Raw genomic sequence first — 15,921 nt, 5'->3', positions numbered from 1 at the left:
GGTCGCCACCTCTATTCCCCCGCGGGCCGGTTGGCCCACAGTCGCGGATCGTCCACGTTGGCCCGGGTGACGAGCGGGGCCGGCAGCTGGTCCTCCAGCCCGTTCGGGATCTTCACGATTTTCGAACCGTGGCCCGTCGGGCCGGGCGTGAACGTGCGGCCCGCGAGCGCCGCGCGGGCGTAGTACAGCGCGTACTTCGCGTACAGGTCGGCCGGCTGGGACAGCGTGGCGTCGATCGTTCCGGCGCGGATGGCGGCGAGCTCCTCGGGGATGCCGTCGTTGGAGACGACCGTGATGTGCCCGGCGGTACCGGCCGACTTGAGCAGGCCCCGCTGTTCGAGGAGGGCCAGGACGGGCCGGAGGAACGCACCGCCCGCCTGCATGTAGATGCCGTCGGTGCCCGGGTACCGGCCCAGCAGGCTCTGGAGTTTGGCGGAGGCGACCTCGCCCTTCCAGTCGGTGGGCAGCTCGTGCACGGTGATTCCCGGGTACTTCTTCCGCATGCAGGCGGCGAACGCCTCGGAGCGGTCCCGGCCGTTGACGGAGCTGAGGTCCCCCTGGAGCTCCGCGACCCGCCCTCGGCCGCCCAGTTTGCGGCCCAGGTAGTCGCAGGACTTCTCGCCGAACGCGCGGTTGTCGGCCCGCACGACCATGGTGACCGGGCCCGCGTCGGGCCGGGTGTCCACGCTGATCACGGGGATCTTCCGGTCCGCGAGCCGGCGCAGCTCGGCGGTGATCGCGCCGGTGTCCTGCGGGGCGATCACCACCGCTCCGGCGCCCTGGGCGGTGAGCGCCTGCACGTTGGAGACGACCTTGGCCACGTCGTTCTGCGAGTTGGACAGCGGCAGCGCCCTGGTCCGGCTCGCGGCCAGCTCCTTTTCCATGTGGTCCTGGTAGGAGCTCCAGAAGTCGGTGTCGGCCCGCGGCAGATCGATGCCGATCTTCCCGCGGGCGTCGCTGCCCCGGTTGCAGCCGGCGAGCGCCGCGGCGAGCAGCAGGGCACACGCCGCCGCGCCGGTCGTACGCAGTCCCATGGTCCCGTCCTAGGTCGAGGTGTACGACGGTGCTGCGCCGCCCGTCCCGTACGGTCCGCGGTGGCCCCGCCGTACCTCAGGTGACGGGGCGCAGCCGCAGCCCCTGCATGCCGCCGTCGACCGCGAGCGCGGTGCCGGTGATGCCGGAGGCGGCCGGGGACGCCAGGTGGGCGATGGCGGCGGCGACCTCGTCGGCGGTGACCATCCGGCCCATCGGCTGCCGGGCGTTGAGCGCGGCCCGCTCGGCCGCCGGGTCCGGCGCCCGGTCCAGCAGCCGCCCGACCCACGGGGTGTCGGCCGTGCCGGGGTTGACGCAGTTGACGCGGATGCCCTCGCGGACGTGGTCGGCGGCCATGGCGAGGGTGAGGGAGAGCACGGCGCCCTTGCTGGCGCTGTAGAGGGCGCGCTGCGGCAGTCCGGCGGTGGCGGCGATGGAGCAGGTGTGGGTGATCGAGGCGCGGCCGGGGCGGTCGGCGGCGCTGCGCCGCAGATGCGGCAGGGCGGCCCGCGCGGTGCGCACCAGCCCCAGGACGTTGACGTCCAGAACGTGCCGCCACTCCGCGTCGGCGTTGTCCTCGACCGTGCCGACGGCGCCGATGCCCGCGTTGCCCACGAGGACGTCCAGCCCGCCGAGCACGTCCACGGCGGTGGCGACCGCGGTCTGTACGGCGTCCGCGTCGGTCACGTCGGCCGTCACGGGCACCGTGCCGGGCGGCGCCCCGGCCGGGTCGCGGTCCAGTACGGCGACCCGGGCGCCGCGGCGCAGCAGCAGGGCGGCGGTGGCGGCGCCGATGCCGGAGGCGCCGCCGGTGACGAGCGCCGCCATGCCCGCGAAGTCGCGCCCTTCCAAGGCGGTGCTCATTCCGGGCCCTCCTGACCACCCGTCGGGTCCAAGTCGGGGTCCAGGTCCGGATCGCCGTCCGGCCCCGCCCGCCACACGGGCCCGTCCGGGAAGCGGTACGCGGCGACCGACAGCGGCTTCATACGGGCGGAGAAGCCCGGGGCGGCGGGCGCGCGGTAGCGGCCGCCGGTGACGACGGCCGGGTCGGTGAAGTGCTCGTGGAGGTGGCCGACGTACTCGATCACCCGGTCCCGCCGGGTGCCGGACACCGCCACATAGTCGAACATCGCCAGGTGCTGCACCAGCTCGCACAGCCCGACACCGCCCGCGTGCGGACACACCGGCACACCGAACTTGGCGGCCAGCAGCAGGATCGCCACGTTCTCGTTCACGCCCGCCACCCGGGCCGCGTCGATCTGCACGAAGTCCACCGCGCCCGCCTGGAGCAGCTGTTTGAACACCACGCGGTTGGCGGCGTGTTCGCCGGTGGCGACCCTGACCGGCTGGCCGGAGCGCACGGCGGCGTGCCCGAGGACGTCGTCGGGGCTGGTCGGCTCCTCGATCCAGTACGGCTCAAATGGCGCGAGCGCGGTCATCCAGTGGACCGCGTCCGCCACGTCCCAGCGCTGGTTGGCGTCGACCGCGATCCGCACCCCGGGCCCGACGGCCTCCCGCACCAGCCGCAGCCGCCGCAGATCGTCGTCCAGGTCGGCGCCCACCTTGAGCTTGATCTGCCGGAAGCCGTCGGCCACCGCCTGCCGGGCCAGCCGGACGAGGGTGGCGTCGTCGTGGCCGAGCCAGCCGGGCGAGGTGGTGTAGGCGGGGTAGCCCTCGGCCTTCAGACGGGCGGTGCGGGCGGCCCGGCCCGGTTCCGCGGCGCGCAGGATCGCCAGCGCGTCGTCCGGGGTCAGCGCGTCGGACAGGTAGCGGAAGTCGACGAGGGAGACCAGGTCCTCGGGGGACATGGCGGCCAGGAACGCCCAGACCGGCAGGCCGGCGCGGGTGGCGGCCAGGTCCCAGGCGGCGTTGACCAGCGCCCCGGCCGCCATGTGCGCCACGCCCTTCTCGGGGCCGAGCCAGCGCAGCTGCGAGTCGTGCGTCAGGTCGCGGTGCAGGGCGGCCAGATCGGCGGCGGTGGCGGGGGCCGGGCGGCCGGTCACGTACGGGGCGAGGGCGCGGACCGCGGCGCAGACGACATCGTTGCCGCGGCCGATGGTGAAGCACAGGCCGTGGCCCCGGCCGCCCGCCGCGGTACGCAGCACGACGTAGGCGGCGGAGTAGTCCGGGTCCGGGTGCATCGCGTCCGAGCCGGTGAGTTCCCGGGAGGTGGGGAAGCGGACGTCGTGGACCTCCACCTCCGTGACGGTGTCGGTGACGGCCATGCGTACGCCTCCAGGGACGGGCGCGGAGGAACATCGGACCTTTCCCGGACCCCCGATGTATAGCGCCGCTCCGTGGCAGCGTCCAGGGGGCGTGCGGACGGTACGGACCGGCGTCGGTTTTCGGACGCCGGGCGGTGTCGGGCCGGGCGCGGGGCCGGTACGGGGGCAGGGGCGGACGCAATCCGAACACGTCGGATGTATGCACACTCGTTCGTGCACAGGGGCTGCGTGGGGGTACCACGGACGCCGTAGGCTGGGGGCGCACGCAAAGGAACTGCTGCCGGTGGCCGCCCCGAGGAGGCGGCGCCGGTCGGAAGGAGGCGCTGGGTGATCGAGCTCGAGGGGGTTCCCGAGCTGATCGACCCGGTCATGGTGGCCGCGTTCGAGGGCTGGAACGACGCCGGCGACGCCGCCTCCGCCGCGGTCGCGCATCTGGACCGGGAATGGAAGGGCGAGGTGTTCGCCGCGCTGGACGCGGAGGACTACTACGACTTCCAGGTCAACCGCCCGACCGTCTGGCTGGACGGCGGCGTCCGCAAGATCACATGGCCCACGACCCGGCTCTCCGTCGTCCGGATCGCCGACGCGAACGGCAAGGGCAAGCCCCGCGACCTGGTGCTGGTACGGGGCATCGAGCCCAGCATGCGCTGGCGCTCGTTCTGCAACGAGATCCTGGGCTTCGCGCACGAGTTGGGCGTGGAGATGCTGGTGGTGCTGGGCGCGCTGCTCGGTGACACCCCGCACACCCGGCCGGTGCCGGTCAGCGGCGTCACCTCCGACCCGGACCTGGCGCGCCGGCTGGACCTGGAGGAGACCCGGTACGAAGGCCCGACGGGCATCGTCGGCATCCTCCAGGAGGCGTGCACCCACGCGGGCGTCCCGGCCGTCAGCCTGTGGGCCGCGGTGCCGCACTACGTCTCCCAGCCGCCGAACCCGAAGGCCACCCTGGCGCTCCTGAACCGCCTGGAGGACCTGCTCGACCTGCGCATCCCGCTGGGCGAGCTGAGCGAGGACGCGCGCGCCTGGCAGCTGGGCGTGGACCAGCTGGCGGCCGAGGACAGCGAGGTCGCCGAGTACGTCCAGTCGCTGGAGGAGGCGCGGGACACCGCCGATCTGCCGGAGGCGTCCGGCGAGGCCATCGCCCGCGAGTTCGAACGCTATCTGCGCCGCCGGGACCCGCAGGCCGGCCCCGGCCTGGCCACCGAGGGCGGCGTCGCCGACGGCCGGGACGGCTCGTACCTGCGCGACACGGCCAGCGGCCGCACCCGCCCGCCGAAGCCCGCTCCGAAGGAGGCGAAGGAGTCCAAGGACCCGGGCCGCGAACCGGGCGGCCCGACGGACCCCAAGGGCCAGGAGACCAGGGGACCGGAGGCCAAGGGACCGGACTCGGCAGGCAGCGGCCCGGACTCCCGCAAGCCGGACGCCGAGGCCCCGGAGGACAGCCCGACGGACAGCCCGAAGGACGGCCCGGCGGACGGCTCCGAGGGCTGACCCCACCAGGGGCTGCCACCGGGGCGGCTCCGGGTCGTCCCCTAAGGCGGTGCGGGCACGTGCTCCTCCTCACCGGTGATCCCTCGCGGGCGCGGGTCCGGAAAGCTGCTCTTGGTCTTCGTACGAAGAGCCGTGATCCGCCCACCCTTGGAGTCCCCTTGCGTACCCGCGCCGCCACCGCCACCTTGATCGCCGCACTTGTCATCGGGTCCGCCGTGAGCCCGGCGGCCGCGGCCCCCACACCGGCCGGGGCGCACCCGGCGGCTTCCCAGCGGTCCGACGGCCCGGACGCCGCAGCGCTCCGGGAGGCGCTCGGCGGGCTGCCGGACCGGGACACGACCGCCGCGCTGGTACGGGTGGGCGGGCACGGCAGCTGGCACGGGAGCGCCGGGGTGCGCGACCTGTCCACCGGCCGCGGGCCCCTGGAGAACGCGCGGTTCCGCGCGGGCTCGACCACCAAGGTGGTCACCTCGGCGCTCGTCCTCCAGCTCGCGGCGGAGAAGCGGATCGACCTGGACGGCACCGTCCAGCACTATCTGCCCGGCCTGCTGCCGGATGCCTTCGAGCCCATCACCGTACGGCAGTTGCTCACCTTCACCAGCGGGCTGCAGCCGGGCGCGTCGCTGGGCCCGGCGGACGCCGAGGGCTACGAGAACCGTTTTTGCACCCTCTCCCCGCGGGACGTGGTCGCGGCGTCCGTCGCCAAGGGGCCCTACCGCGGGCCCGGTGAGGGGCCGGGCAGGAAGCAGCGTTACAGCAACATCGACTACACCGTGCTCGGCATGCTGATCGAGAAGGTCACCCACGACACGTACGAGCACCAGGCGAAGATCCGGGTCTTCCGGCCGGCCGGCATGGCGCACACCTCGTTCCCCGGCGGGCCCGACCCGCGGATCCACGGCCCGCACCACCGGGGCTACCAGCGGCTGACGAGCGGCGCGGTGGTGGACGCGACCAAGTGGAACATGTCGGACCGCTGGGCGGTGGGCGACATGATCTCCACCACCGCCGATCTGGAGAAGTTCCTGGTCGCGCTGTTCCGGGGGAAGATCGTGCCGCAACCGCTGCTGGAGAAGGAGATGTTCACGCTGCCGGACGTCGAGGGCGCGACGATGAGCGCGGGCCTCCAGCGCTACGACCTCGGTCACGGGCGGATCGTCTGGGGCAAGAGCGGCGCCCGGCCCGGCTATAACACGCTCATCGCGGCCACCCGGGACCTGTCGCGGACGCTGGTGTACTCCGTCAACGCGGTGGACGCCAAGGGCGAGACGATGAATCCGGTCGCCGCCCGCGTCGTACGGGCCGCCTTCGCGCCGGGCGAACGCTGAGATCCGTAACGATCAGAGCGGCCGGTCCGGCTCCTGGTGTGGCCGGGGCGGCCGGTGCCGCTCTTGAGCGGGGGAAGGGGACGCGGCGATGACAGACGGTTCAGGTGTGCCGGCCGTGGTGGCCGTGACGCCGGCCGCCACGCCGTGCGCCTGGTGGGCGGGCCGGTTCCGGCGGCGGACTCAGGCGGGCTGGAAGCGGGCCGAGCAGCTGCAACGCGAATAGCGGCGGCTCGTCGAGCGTGCCCGGCTGGCCGAGCGGGCCCGGATCGCCCGGGACATGCACGACGTGCTCGGCCACGCCCTCGGTCTGATCGCCCTGTGCGCCGGCACGCTGAAGCTCGCACCCGGGCTCGCGGAGCACCACCGGCGCGCCGCGGGCGAGACCGGGAGCCGGGCGGCGGCCGCGGTGGAGCATCTCGGGCCGCCCGGCGGGCCGCCGCCCGCGACCGGGTCCGGTCCCTCACCGGCCGGGAGCGGGACGTGCCGGCCTTCCTCGGCGGCGGCCTGTCCAACGGGCAGATCGCCCGGCAGTTGCAGGTGGTGGAGGGCACGGTCGAGGCCCATGTCCGTTCCATCCTGGCGCGCCTGGGCGTGGGGAACCGGGCCGCCGCCGCGGTGGTGGCTCACGAGGCCGGCATCGTTCCCCCTCCGGGGCTGGGGCCGGGGCCGTTCTGATCTCCTACCGGCAGGGACAGCGCGGTGTACGGGGTCGTGGGGGTCGGCGGCGTCCCCCGGCGGGTGTTGGGGACGCACAGTTGCGTACGCGACCAGTCCACCGCCGGTTTGCCCGGCACGTCGAGGCCCGGGTCGGTGAGGCGGCCGACGGTCGTGCTGCCGGTGGCCGGGTCGAGGCGCAGCACGTCCACCGCGTTCCGCTCCGGCCGGACGACGTAGAGGCGGCCGCCCAGGGTGCGCAGTCCGTCGGCGCCGCACAGCGACGGGCCGTGGTGGGGGATGCGTACGGCGTTCCCGGTCTTCGGATCGACCCGGTACAGGGCTCCCGCCGCGGAGTTGAGGATGATCAGGCCGCCGTCGTCCGCGTAGGTGATACCGGTGGCCGTGGGCCCGTCGCCCTGCACCCACTCCCCCGTCAGCGGCAGGGTGACGATGCCGCCCGGCGGGGGCGGGAGAGAGCCGAAAGGGCCGTACGGCAGCAGGTGGACGGAGGGCCGGGCGGCGTCGGTCACGTAGTGCCCGGCGCCGAGCCCGATCAGATCGCTCGCGTACGCCCCCGCGCCGCCGAGCGGATAGATGCCGCGTACCGCGCCCGTACCGCCCTCGATCACGCGCAGTTCGCCGCTCGCGCCGCCCGCGATGAACAGGGAGGTCTGCCAGTTGACCTGGAGGGCGACCGCCGGGCCGCCGGTGCCCCGGTGGACGGGGGCGCCCTCCCCGGTGGCCGGGTCGATCCGGTGGACCGAACCGTCGTGGAGCGAGCCGAAGTAGAGGAGGTTGAACCGCCCGTCGCCGACGCAGCCCGGCCGGAAGCCGTCGGGCAGCCGGAAGACCGTACGGCCGGGTTCGGCGGCCGTACGGGCGCGGGCCGCGGCGGGCGCAACGGAGCCGAGTGCCGCGCCCGCTCCCAGGGCGGCGCCCGTGGCGAGCAGTTTCCGGCGGGTCAGGGAGCGCGGCCCGGCCGGGCGTCCTCGCATGCGGCGGGTCATACGCGCTCCACCGCGACCACGGTGTACGTCGTGGTCGGCAGCGGCGGGTCGACGCTCAGGCGGGCGTTGGGCAGATAGATGCGGTCGCCGCAGACGGCGGCGGTGGTCGGGATGTCGAAGCGCGGGTCGGTGATCCGGGCGACGGCCCGGCCGCGGGTGCCGCTGCCGTTCAGGCGCAGCACGTCCACGGCGTTCTGGAACTGCTGCACCACGTACAACTGGCGCCCCAGGAGCAGCAGTCCGTCCCCGTTCACGAGCGGCGGGCCGGTGTGCGGCACCTTGCGGGCGTCCCCGGTGCGCGGATCGACGCGGAAGAGCGCCCCGGCCACGACGTTGACCACGAGCAGCGCGGCACCGTCCGGGGTACGTTCGATGCCGTTCGCCGTGAAGGAGCTCTGGACCCACTCCCCGGTCAGCGGCAGGGTGCGGATCCCGTCGGGGCCGGGCAGCTCGCCGTGCCGGCCGAGGGGCAGCACGAACAGCCGGGCCTGGTAGGAGTCGGTGAAGTAGGCGGCGTCCGGGGTGAGGACGACGTCGTTGACGAGCGCCGGCACGCCGCCGCCGACCTCGTACGAGGCCAGGACGGCGCCGCTGCGCGCGTCCACGACGCGCACCCTGCCCAGGCCGCCCGCGATGAACAGCCGCCCCCTGGCGTCGAGCTTGAGGCCGACGGACTGCCGGTCCGTACCGAGGCTGCCGGTGATCAGCCGTCCCCGGCCGGTGGCCAGGTCGGCGCGGTAGACCGAACCGTCGCCGATGGAGCCGAAATACGCGTACGGGCCGCGGCCGATGGCGATGCCTTCCGGCCGGAATCCGTCGGGCAGGGAGAAGGTGATGGGCCAGTCGCCGGCCGCGTGCGCGGGCGGGGCGAGGGGGCCGAGCGGTGCCAGGGCGGCTCCGGCGCCCAGGGCCGTACCGGTGGCGAGGAGTCTTCGGCGGGACAGGGAGCGGTGCATGGTGCACGTCCTTCCTGCGAGGGTCCTGTGACGCCAGCCCAGCACACTCCGCCGCCCACCGCCCGCCACAACGGCCGGTCTTCACAAGCGAATCGGGGCGCTCCCTCACGAGAGGGAACGCCCCGGTGGGTGGGTGGGAAGCCAAGCCCGCCGTACGGCTACAGCGCGACGCCGAGCAGCGCGTCCACAGCGCGCGAGACCAGGCCGGGCGCGCCCTCGTCGCTGCCGCCGTCCGCCTGCTGCGCGGCGGCCCAGCGGTCGACCGCGGCGAGCGCGGCCGGCGAGTCCAGGTCGTCGGCGAGCGCCGTACGGATCTCCTCCAGCAGCGCCTCGGCGGGCGGGCCGTCCGGGCGGGAGACCGCGGCACGCCAGCGCGCCAGCCGCTCCACGGCCTCTTCCAGGACCGCGTCGGTCCACTCCCAGTCGGCCCGGTAGTGGTGCGCGAGCAGGGCCAGGCGGATGGCCGCCGGGTCGGTGCCGTCGCGGCGCACCTTGGAGACGAAGACGAGATTGCCCTTGGACTTGGACATCTTCTCGCCGTTCAGGGCGACCATGCCGGCGTGCACATACGCCTGGGCGAAGGGGTGCTCGCCGGTCAGCGCCTGGGCGTGCGAGGCGCCCATCTCGTGGTGCGGGAAGGCGAGGTCGGAGCCGCCGCCCTGCACGTCGAAGCCCATGCCGAGGTACTGCAGGGCGATGGCGACACACTCGATGTGCCAGCCCGGCCGGCCGCGGCCCAGCGAGCCGCCGTCCCAGCTGGGCTCGCCCTCGCGGGCGGCCATCCACAGCATCGGGTCGAGCGGGTTCTTCTTGCCGGGGCGCTCCGGGTCGCCGCCGCGCTCGGCGGACAGCACCCGCATCGCCTCGGCGTCGAGCCGGGAGACCTCGCCGAAGTGCCGGTCGGCCTCGACGGAGAAGTAGATGTCGCCTTCGAGCTCATAGGCGGCGCCGTTGTCGCGCAGCCGCTCGACCATCGGCACGATCCACGGTATGGCCTCGACGGCGCCGACGTACTCGCGCGGCGGGAGCATCCGCAGGGCGGTCATGTCCTCACGGAAGAGGGCGGTCTCGCGCTCCGCCAGCGCGGTCCAGTCGTCGCCGGTGGCCAGCGCCCGCTCCAAGAGGGGGTCGTCGACGTCGGTGACGTTCTGCACGTAGTGCACCTGGCGCTTCGTGTCGAGCCACACGCGCTGGACCAGGTCGAACGCGTTGTAGGTCGCCGCGTGCCCCATGTGGGTGGCGTCGTACGGCGTGATGCCGCAGACATAGATACGGGCGACGGGACCGGGGTCGAGGGTCACCCGTCCGCCGGTCGCGGTGTCGTGGATCCTCAGGTCGCGGCCCTGACCGGGCAGGGCGGGGACCTCAGAAGCGGGCCATGCATGCATGCCTTGAGCGTAACCGGACGCATGTTCCGCATACGAACCGGACCACGGATCTTGGCCGAATGCGGACTCTTGTGCCGGGCGGCCAAGTGTGCAGTGCGCCCAGAAGGGCCCTCGCCGGCCCCCGGCCGCCGGTCAGACCGGTGGCCAGGGAATCGGTGGCCAGTCGCCGCCGGGCCGCGGGTGCACCCCGGTGCGCAGCAGGTCCGCGACGCGTGCGCGCAGCGCCGCCAGCTCGGCGCCGGTGATCAGCGCGGCCAGTCGGGTGGCGAGCGGGGCGCCCTCGGCCAGCGCCGTGGCGAGCCGCTCCAGCACCGTACGGGCCTCCGCGGTCAGCGGCTCGCCCGCCCAGCCCCACAGCAGCGTGCGCAGCTTGTCGTCGGCGTTGAAGGTCACGCCGTGGTCGATGGCGTAGAGCCGGCCGTCGGCGGCGGGCAGCAGGTGGCCGCCCTTGCGGTCGCCGTTGTTGATCACGGCGTCCAGGACGGCGAGGCGGCGCAGCCGCTCGTCGTCGGCGTGTACCAGAAGCGCGGTGCGTCCTTCGCCGACCTCGGCGAAACCCACCGGTTTCCAGCCGGGCCCCGGTTCGTCCCGCTCGACCAGGGCCAGCAGCTCGGCGTCCTCCGGCGCGGCCTCGATCCACTCCTGGACCATGCCCTGGCCGTACGGGCCGTCGCGCAGCACCGTGGTGGGGATCAGGTCCCAGCCGGTGGCCCGGGACAGCTCGTAGGCGGCGACCTCGCGCTGGGCGAGCGTGCCGTCGGGGAAGTCCCACAGCGGGCGCTCACCGGCGACGGGCTTGTAGACGCAAGAGCCGGTGGCGCCCTCATAGGTGATCGTGCAGTACAGGACGGCGTTGGACGCCTCCCGGACCTGTCCGCGTACGGTCAGCTCGCCGCGGGCCAGCGCGTCGGCGGACAGCCGTACGGGGCGCTCGGCGGCGGCCCGGGCGGATATGCCGCCGTCGGCTCCGCCGCGCGTCCCGCCGTCCCGGCTCCCACCCGTCCGGCGGTCCGCCACCCGGTCGGCCGCACCGGCGCCGTCGGCCGCCACCGTCTCCTCCCCCGGCATCACGCGTCCCGCCGGTACCCGTTCTGGCGCGGGCACACATGTCCTTCCGGGTCGAGCGGCAGGCTGCACAGCGGGCACGGCGGGCGGCCCGCGTTGACGACCTCCAGGGCCCGCTTGGCGAACGAGCGGGCCATCGAGCCGGTGAGGCGGACCCGCAGCATCGGCGGACCGTTCTCGTCGTCCTGGAGCAGCCGCTCCTCGGCCTCGGCCAGGTCCTCGTCCGTGTCGGCGTCCAGCTCGACCAGCGCCTGGGCCTCGATGATCATGCGCTGCTCGTCGCCGTCCCAGGCCAGCGCCATGGTGCCGACCCGGAACTCCTCCTCCACCGGCGACTCCAGCGGCGCGGTGTCGGCCGGTTCGGCGGGAGCGACCGCGGGGACGGGGGCGTTGCCGCCGCTGCGGCGCACCACCTCGTCCAGCAGCTCGTCGATGCGCTCGGCGAGCGCGGCGACCTGGGTCTTCTCCAGGGCGACACTGGTGGTGCGGCCGGCGGCCGACGCCTGGAGGAAGAAGCTACGGCGGCCAGGCAGCCCGACCGTACCGGCCACGAAGCGGTCCGGCGCGTCGTAGAAGAACACCTGACGGGACAACGTCCTGCTCCGTTTGCTCGACTGCGGGGTGGTGGTCGCTGCGGTTCCTGTGGGTGATGCGTGCGGCTATGGTGCGCGGAAGGTGTGGCCGGCAGCGTCGTCGCACCACCCTACTGCGCCCGCTGATCACGGTCCGCCCGCGCCGCCGCCGACGGCCGCGTCCCGGTCGTCCGCCGCCGAGCTGCCGTCCTCCCTCGGTGCCAGTGTGCCGAAGTCACCGGTGTCGCCGAGGCGTACGACATACGGGCGCAGCCGCGTGTAGCGGATCGCGGTCAGCGAACAGGGTTCGACCGAGATCCGCTGGAACAGGTCGAAGTGCAGCCCGAGGGCGTCGGCGACCAGCGACTTGATGATGTCGCCGTGCGAGCACATCGCATAGACGGCCTCGGGGCCGTGCGCGGCCTCGATCCGGGCGTTCCAGTCGCGGACCGCGTCCACGGCGCGCGCCTGCATGCCGCGCATCGACTCGCCGCCGGGGAAGGCGGCGGCGGACGGGTGCTGCTGGACGACCTCCATCAGCGGCTCGTCGTTCAGCTCGGCCAGCTTGCGGCCCGACCAGTCGCCGTAGTCGCATTCGGTGATGCGGTCCTCGGTGTGCAGCGGCAGGCCGGGGCGGGCGTCGAGCAGGGGCTGCAAGGTTTCCAGGCAGCGTTGCAGCGGGCTGCTCACGGCGGCGGCGAGCGGCAGGTCCGCCAGGCGGCCGGGCAGGGCCGCGGCCTGGGCGGCGCCGCGCTCGTCGAGGGCCACTCCGGGCGTCCGTCCGGCGAGCAGGCCGGACGTGTTGGCGGTGGAGCGGCCGTGCCGTACCAGGATCAGCGTGGGCATGGCAGCCAGCCTACGTTCTTGGCGGCGCGGCACCGGACGGAGGTCCGTAGAGTCCGTACAGCAAGTCCTCGAAGGCGGTTCGGGTCCGTACCCGTACACCCCGCGCCCCCCGCCCTGCCCTGCGTTCCTGGCATGGTCCGGGAGCGCGAGTGACAATGCCCAGTGTGATCGTCGACTGCGCCATCTACCAGGACGGCCGCCGCACCGAAGGGCCGGAGGACTTCTCCGACGCCCTCGAAGCGGCGCGCGCCGAAGGGCACTCCTTCCTGTGGCTCGGGCTGCACGAGCCCACCGAGGAGGAGTTCGACCGGGTCAGCAGCGAGTTCGGGCTGCACCCGCTCGCCGTGGAGGACGCGCTCAAGGCGCACCAGCGGCCGAAGCTGGAGGTGTACGACGACTCGCTGTTCATGGTGCTCAAGCCAATCGCGTACGACGACGCGGCGGGTTCCGTCTCCGCCAGCGAGCTGATGATCTTCCTCGGGGACTCCTTCGTGGTCACCGTCCGGCACGGCGAGGCGAGCCCGCTCGCCGCGGTGCGCCGCCGCCTGGAGCACGAGCCGGACGTCCTGCGGCACGGCCCCACCGCGGTGCTGTACGCGGTCGGCGACGCCGTGGTCGACCACTACATCGAGGTGGCCGCGGAACTCCAGGTGGACCTGGAGGAGTTGGAGGCGGAGGTGTTCGCCCCGTCCCGCGGCGGGGACAGCAACAACACGGCGGCGGCGATCTACGCGTTCAAGCGCGAGGTGCTGGGGTTCCGGCGGGCCGCCAACCCGCTGGTGGAGCCGATGCTGCGCCTGCAGAATCCGGGGGTGCCCTTCGTGCACGACGAGGCCCGCCCGTTCTTCCGGGACGTCGGCGACCACCTCACCCGCGCCAACGAGTCCGTCGAGGGCCTGGACCGGCTGCTGTCGGACATCCTCAGCGCCCATCTGGCACAGATGGGCGTGCGCCAGAACGACGACATGCGCAAGATCTCCGCGTGGGCGGCGCTGGCGGCCGTACCGACGCTGATCGCCGGTGTGTACGGCATGAACTTCGAGCACATGCCGGAGCTGAAGTGGTCCTGGGGCTACTACGGCATCCTGCTGCTGATGGTGATCATCGAGCTGCTGCTGTACCGGACCTTCAAGCGCCGCGGCTGGCTGTGAGCGACGGCGCGCACGCGGGCGTACGGACCGCTGCCGCCCGGGTCACGCGCCCCCGTACGCCTTCAGACGAACTCCGGCGCCGAGGCGGCCGGACCGCCCAGCGCGTCGCGCCGCTCGGGGAACCGCAGCGTGACCATCCGGCGCCGGCCGCCGAACCGTTCGTAGGCGTACACCGCGCGGATGCCGGCGGCGAGGACCGCGGACCTGGCCCGCGACCAGCCCAGAATGCGGCCCATGTGGGCCATCACCGCCAGGCTCACGTCCCGGTGGACCTCGATCTCGACACGCGCACAGTCCCTCAGCGTGCGCCGGATCACCGGGCCGTGGCCCTGCTCCGCCAGGCGCAGCAGTTCCTCGTGGCAGTAGGCGAGGTGGTTCTCCTCGTCCTGCGCGATCATCCGGATCGCCCGGCCGAGCTCCGGGTGCTCGCCGAAGTACTTCTTCAGCAGGTCCATCTGCTCGGCGGCGCGCTGCTCGGTGACCCGGCTGTGCGCGAGGTAGACGATGATGTCCCGCTCGGTGAGCGGCTCGTCACGGCGCAGCTTGTCGTGGGCCAGACCGATCCCCCGGCGCTCCAGGAGGGCGGTGTAGTCGGTGGCCTCGGGGACCGGCACCGGGTCCAGGCCGCGCTTGCGCAGCAGCGCGTTGAACAGGCGGCCGTGCTTGTCCTCGTCGGCGCCGTGCCGGGCGACCTTGGGGGCCAGGGCACGCTGGGATGCGGGGACCAGCGCGGCGATCCGGCCGTTCTCCCAGCCGCCCTGCGCCTCGCCGCTGGCCGCGATGGAGCAGAAGAGCCGGTAGGACTCGTCGTGGTCGACAATCTCCTGGAACACGCTTCGCGCCGAGAGCATCGGGCACCTCCCCTACGCCACATCCGCAAAAGAAAAGTAAAGAGCGGTACGTAGGGAGTGGCAACCGATGCGTCGGCCATCTCGTGCATTCGGATGACCGGCGGGGCGGCCGGAAGGCGGAGCGGCGGCGGTGCGGGGCGCCGCCGCGTAACCACGCGGGCCGTACCGGCGTTGTGCCGGGTGACGGCCGTGGCGGGGAAGACCCCCGAGCCCCCACCACGGCCGCAGCCGACGGCGCTACGCCAGCCCCGCGCGCTCCAGGGCCTCGGAGCCCGCCCGCAGCGAGGCGATCCGCTCCTCCAGCGTGAAGCCCGCGGGCGCGAGCGTCAGCGTGGTCACCCCGGCCGCCGCGTACGCCTGCATCCGGTCCGCGATGCGCTCGACGGAGCCCAGCAGCGTGGTCTGGTCGATCAGCTGGTGCGGAATCGCCGCCGCCGCGCCCTCCTTGTCGCCGGCCAGGTACTTGTCCTGGATCTCGGTCGCCTCCTTCTCGTAGCCCATGCGCCGCGCGAGCTGGTTGTAGAAGTTCTGCTTGCGGCTGCCCATGCCGCCCACGTAGAGCGCGGTGTACGGGCGGAAGGTGTCGGCGAGCGCGCTGACGTCCTTGTCGGCGCCGACGGCCAGCGGCAGCGTCGGGCAGATGTCGAAGCCCTCCAGCGTCTTGCCGGCCTTCTCGCGGCCCGCCCGGATGTGCGCGACGGCCGTCTCCTCCAGGTGGTCGGCGGAGGGGAAGATCAACAGCGCGCCGTCGGCGATCTCGCCGGTCTGGGTGAGGTTCTTGGGGCCGATCGCGGCGATGTAGAGCGGGATGTGGGTGCGCTGCGGGTGCACGGTCAGCTTCAGCGGCTTGCCGGGGCCGCCGGGCAGCGGCAGCGTCCAGTGCTGCCCCTCGTAGGACAGCCGCTCGCGCGTCATCGCCTTGCGGACGATCTCCACGTACTCGCGGGTCCGGGCCAGCGGCTTGTCGAACTTCACGCCGTACCAGCCCTCGGAGACCTGCGGCCCGGAGACGCCCAGGCCCAGCCGGAAGCGGCCGCCGGACAGGGAGTCGAGGGTGGCGGCGGTCATCGCGGTCATCGCGGGCGTACGCGCCGGGATCTGGAAGATCGCCGAGCCGACGTCGATGCGCTCGGTCTGGGCGGCGACCCAGGAGAGCACGGTGGGCGCGTCGGAGCCGTACGCCTCGGCGGCCCAGCAGACCGCGTAGCCGAGCCGGTCCGCCTCCTGCGCCACGGCCAGATTGTCCGCGTCCATCCCGGCGCCCCAGTAGCCGAGGTTGATCCCGAGCTTCATCGCGCTCCCCTTACTGATCAGTAACGTCGGTGTTCCGGGGACTCTAGCGCGGGGTGGTG

Annotated in this window: 16 protein-coding genes and 1 pseudogene; 6 read left to right on the top strand and 11 right to left on the bottom strand. The window is 73.6% G+C overall.

Annotated elements, in window-relative coordinates:
- Positions 1-11 precede the first annotated feature (11 nt).
- The 3 genes from ADK86_RS20365 to ADK86_RS20355 form a co-directional block, all read right to left on the bottom strand.
- Positions 12-1,034 (bottom strand): sugar ABC transporter substrate-binding protein, encoded by a 1,023-nt coding sequence (locus ADK86_RS20365; protein ID WP_053697834.1) that lies wholly within the window; start codon positions 1,032-1,034, stop codon positions 12-14.
- A 76-nt stretch (positions 1,035-1,110) separates the two neighbouring features.
- A complete protein-coding gene (locus ADK86_RS20360; RefSeq protein ID WP_199834438.1) occupies positions 1,111-1,896 on the bottom strand; it encodes an SDR family NAD(P)-dependent oxidoreductase in 786 nt (261 codons plus the stop codon).
- Positions 1,893-3,257 carry an enolase C-terminal domain-like protein gene (locus ADK86_RS20355; RefSeq protein WP_053697833.1) on the bottom strand — a complete coding sequence of 455 codons (1,365 nt, stop codon included), beginning with the start codon at positions 3,255-3,257 and terminating at the stop codon, positions 1,893-1,895. The genes ADK86_RS20360 and ADK86_RS20355 overlap by 4 nt, the downstream gene beginning before the upstream one ends.
- A gap of 327 nt (positions 3,258-3,584) precedes the next feature.
- Between ADK86_RS20355 and ADK86_RS20350 the strand changes: the two genes are divergently transcribed.
- The 5 genes and pseudogenes from ADK86_RS20350 (at position 3,585) to ADK86_RS44590 (ending at position 6,751) form a co-directional block, all read left to right on the top strand.
- Positions 3,585-4,748, top strand: coding sequence for a PAC2 family protein (locus ADK86_RS20350; RefSeq protein WP_078952137.1), 1,164 nt, complete (start codon positions 3,585-3,587; stop codon positions 4,746-4,748).
- A gap of 158 nt (positions 4,749-4,906) precedes the next feature.
- On the top strand, positions 4,907-6,076 hold the full coding sequence (locus ADK86_RS20345; protein WP_053697832.1) for a serine hydrolase domain-containing protein: 1,170 nt from the start codon (positions 4,907-4,909) through the stop codon (positions 6,074-6,076).
- Positions 6,077-6,164: 88 nt separating this feature from the next.
- Entirely contained in the window at positions 6,165-6,299 is a 135-nt protein-coding gene (locus tag ADK86_RS45685; protein WP_420718867.1) for a hypothetical protein, read from the top strand.
- A gap of 54 nt (positions 6,300-6,353) precedes the next feature.
- Positions 6,354-6,425: pseudogene (locus ADK86_RS45680) on the top strand (hypothetical protein); the annotation flags it as partial.
- 131 nt (positions 6,426-6,556) lie between these two features.
- Positions 6,557-6,751 (top strand): helix-turn-helix domain-containing protein, encoded by a 195-nt coding sequence (locus ADK86_RS44590; protein ID WP_420718866.1) that lies wholly within the window; start codon positions 6,557-6,559, stop codon positions 6,749-6,751.
- Here the strand turns inward: ADK86_RS44590 and ADK86_RS20335 are convergent.
- From ADK86_RS20335 to ADK86_RS20310, 6 genes are all read right to left on the bottom strand, one after another.
- Entirely contained in the window at positions 6,700-7,728 is a 1,029-nt protein-coding gene (locus ADK86_RS20335; RefSeq protein ID WP_159393901.1) for a superoxide dismutase, read from the bottom strand. The two genes, ADK86_RS44590 and ADK86_RS20335, sit on opposite strands and share 52 nt — an antisense overlap.
- Positions 7,729-7,736: 8 nt before the next feature.
- Entirely contained in the window at positions 7,737-8,696 is a 960-nt protein-coding gene (locus ADK86_RS20330; RefSeq protein WP_053697830.1) for an SMP-30/gluconolactonase/LRE family protein, read from the bottom strand.
- Positions 8,697-8,854: 158 nt separating this feature from the next.
- Positions 8,855-10,084: a cysteine--1-D-myo-inosityl 2-amino-2-deoxy-alpha-D-glucopyranoside ligase gene (gene mshC / locus ADK86_RS20325; RefSeq protein WP_030634931.1), complete on the bottom strand. Its 1,230-nt coding sequence runs from the start codon at positions 10,082-10,084 to the stop codon at positions 8,855-8,857.
- A 132-nt stretch (positions 10,085-10,216) separates the two neighbouring features.
- On the bottom strand, positions 10,217-11,152 hold the full coding sequence (locus ADK86_RS20320) for an SCO1664 family protein (RefSeq protein WP_234345946.1): 936 nt from the start codon (positions 11,150-11,152) through the stop codon (positions 10,217-10,219).
- On the bottom strand, positions 11,152-11,742 hold the full coding sequence (locus tag ADK86_RS20315; RefSeq protein WP_078886956.1) for a DUF3090 domain-containing protein: 591 nt from the start codon (positions 11,740-11,742) through the stop codon (positions 11,152-11,154). The genes ADK86_RS20320 and ADK86_RS20315 overlap by 1 nt, the downstream gene beginning before the upstream one ends.
- A gap of 126 nt (positions 11,743-11,868) precedes the next feature.
- Positions 11,869-12,567: a histidine phosphatase family protein gene (locus ADK86_RS20310; RefSeq protein WP_030661700.1), complete on the bottom strand. Its 699-nt coding sequence runs from the start codon at positions 12,565-12,567 to the stop codon at positions 11,869-11,871.
- 155 nt (positions 12,568-12,722) lie between these two features.
- Between ADK86_RS20310 and corA the strand changes: the two genes are divergently transcribed.
- Positions 12,723-13,718: a magnesium/cobalt transporter CorA gene (corA, locus tag ADK86_RS20305; protein WP_030595997.1), complete on the top strand. Its 996-nt coding sequence runs from the start codon at positions 12,723-12,725 to the stop codon at positions 13,716-13,718.
- Positions 13,719-13,780: 62 nt separating this feature from the next.
- Here corA and ADK86_RS20300 read toward each other — a convergent pair whose 3' ends face one another.
- Both ADK86_RS20300 and ADK86_RS20295 read right to left on the bottom strand, forming a co-directional pair.
- Positions 13,781-14,569, bottom strand: a complete 789-nt coding sequence (locus ADK86_RS20300) for a hypothetical protein (protein ID WP_053697829.1) — start codon at positions 14,567-14,569, stop codon at positions 13,781-13,783.
- Between the two features lie 237 nt (positions 14,570-14,806).
- Complete coding sequence (locus ADK86_RS20295; RefSeq protein ID WP_030596000.1) at positions 14,807-15,862, bottom strand: LLM class F420-dependent oxidoreductase; 1,056 nt, start codon at positions 15,860-15,862, stop codon at positions 14,807-14,809.
- Between the last annotated feature and the right edge of the window lie 59 nt (positions 15,863-15,921).

The sequence above is a fragment of the Streptomyces sp. NRRL F-5755 genome (genome assembly GCF_001279365.1).
Classification (GTDB): domain Bacteria; phylum Actinomycetota; class Actinomycetes; order Streptomycetales; family Streptomycetaceae; genus Streptomyces; species Streptomyces rimosus.
This window is presented reverse-complemented; position numbering and strand designations above follow the sequence as displayed.

Coding starts and splice junctions, on each gene's coding strand:
- ADK86_RS20330 (WP_053697830.1), bottom strand. CDS start 8,696: ATGCACCGCTCCCTGTCCCGCCGAAGACTCCTCGCCACCGGTACGGCC.
- corA (WP_030595997.1), top strand. CDS start 12,723: ATGCCCAGTGTGATCGTCGACTGCGCCATCTACCAGGACGGCCGCCGC.
- ADK86_RS20320 (WP_234345946.1), bottom strand. CDS start 11,152: ATGCCGGGGGAGGAGACGGTGGCGGCCGACGGCGCCGGTGCGGCCGAC.
- ADK86_RS20335 (WP_159393901.1), bottom strand. CDS start 7,728: ATGCGAGGACGCCCGGCCGGGCCGCGCTCCCTGACCCGCCGGAAACTG.
- ADK86_RS20310 (WP_030661700.1), bottom strand. CDS start 12,567: ATGCCCACGCTGATCCTGGTACGGCACGGCCGCTCCACCGCCAACACG.
- ADK86_RS45685 (WP_420718867.1), top strand. CDS start 6,165: ATGACAGACGGTTCAGGTGTGCCGGCCGTGGTGGCCGTGACGCCGGCC.
- ADK86_RS20365 (WP_053697834.1), bottom strand. CDS start 1,034: ATGGGACTGCGTACGACCGGCGCGGCGGCGTGTGCCCTGCTGCTCGCC.
- ADK86_RS20360 (WP_199834438.1), bottom strand. CDS start 1,896: ATGAGCACCGCCTTGGAAGGGCGCGACTTCGCGGGCATGGCGGCGCTC.
- ADK86_RS20300 (WP_053697829.1), bottom strand. CDS start 14,569: ATGCTCTCGGCGCGAAGCGTGTTCCAGGAGATTGTCGACCACGACGAG.
- ADK86_RS20355 (WP_053697833.1), bottom strand. CDS start 3,257: ATGGCCGTCACCGACACCGTCACGGAGGTGGAGGTCCACGACGTCCGC.
- ADK86_RS20295 (WP_030596000.1), bottom strand. CDS start 15,862: ATGAAGCTCGGGATCAACCTCGGCTACTGGGGCGCCGGGATGGACGCG.
- mshC (WP_030634931.1), bottom strand. CDS start 10,084: ATGCATGCATGGCCCGCTTCTGAGGTCCCCGCCCTGCCCGGTCAGGGC.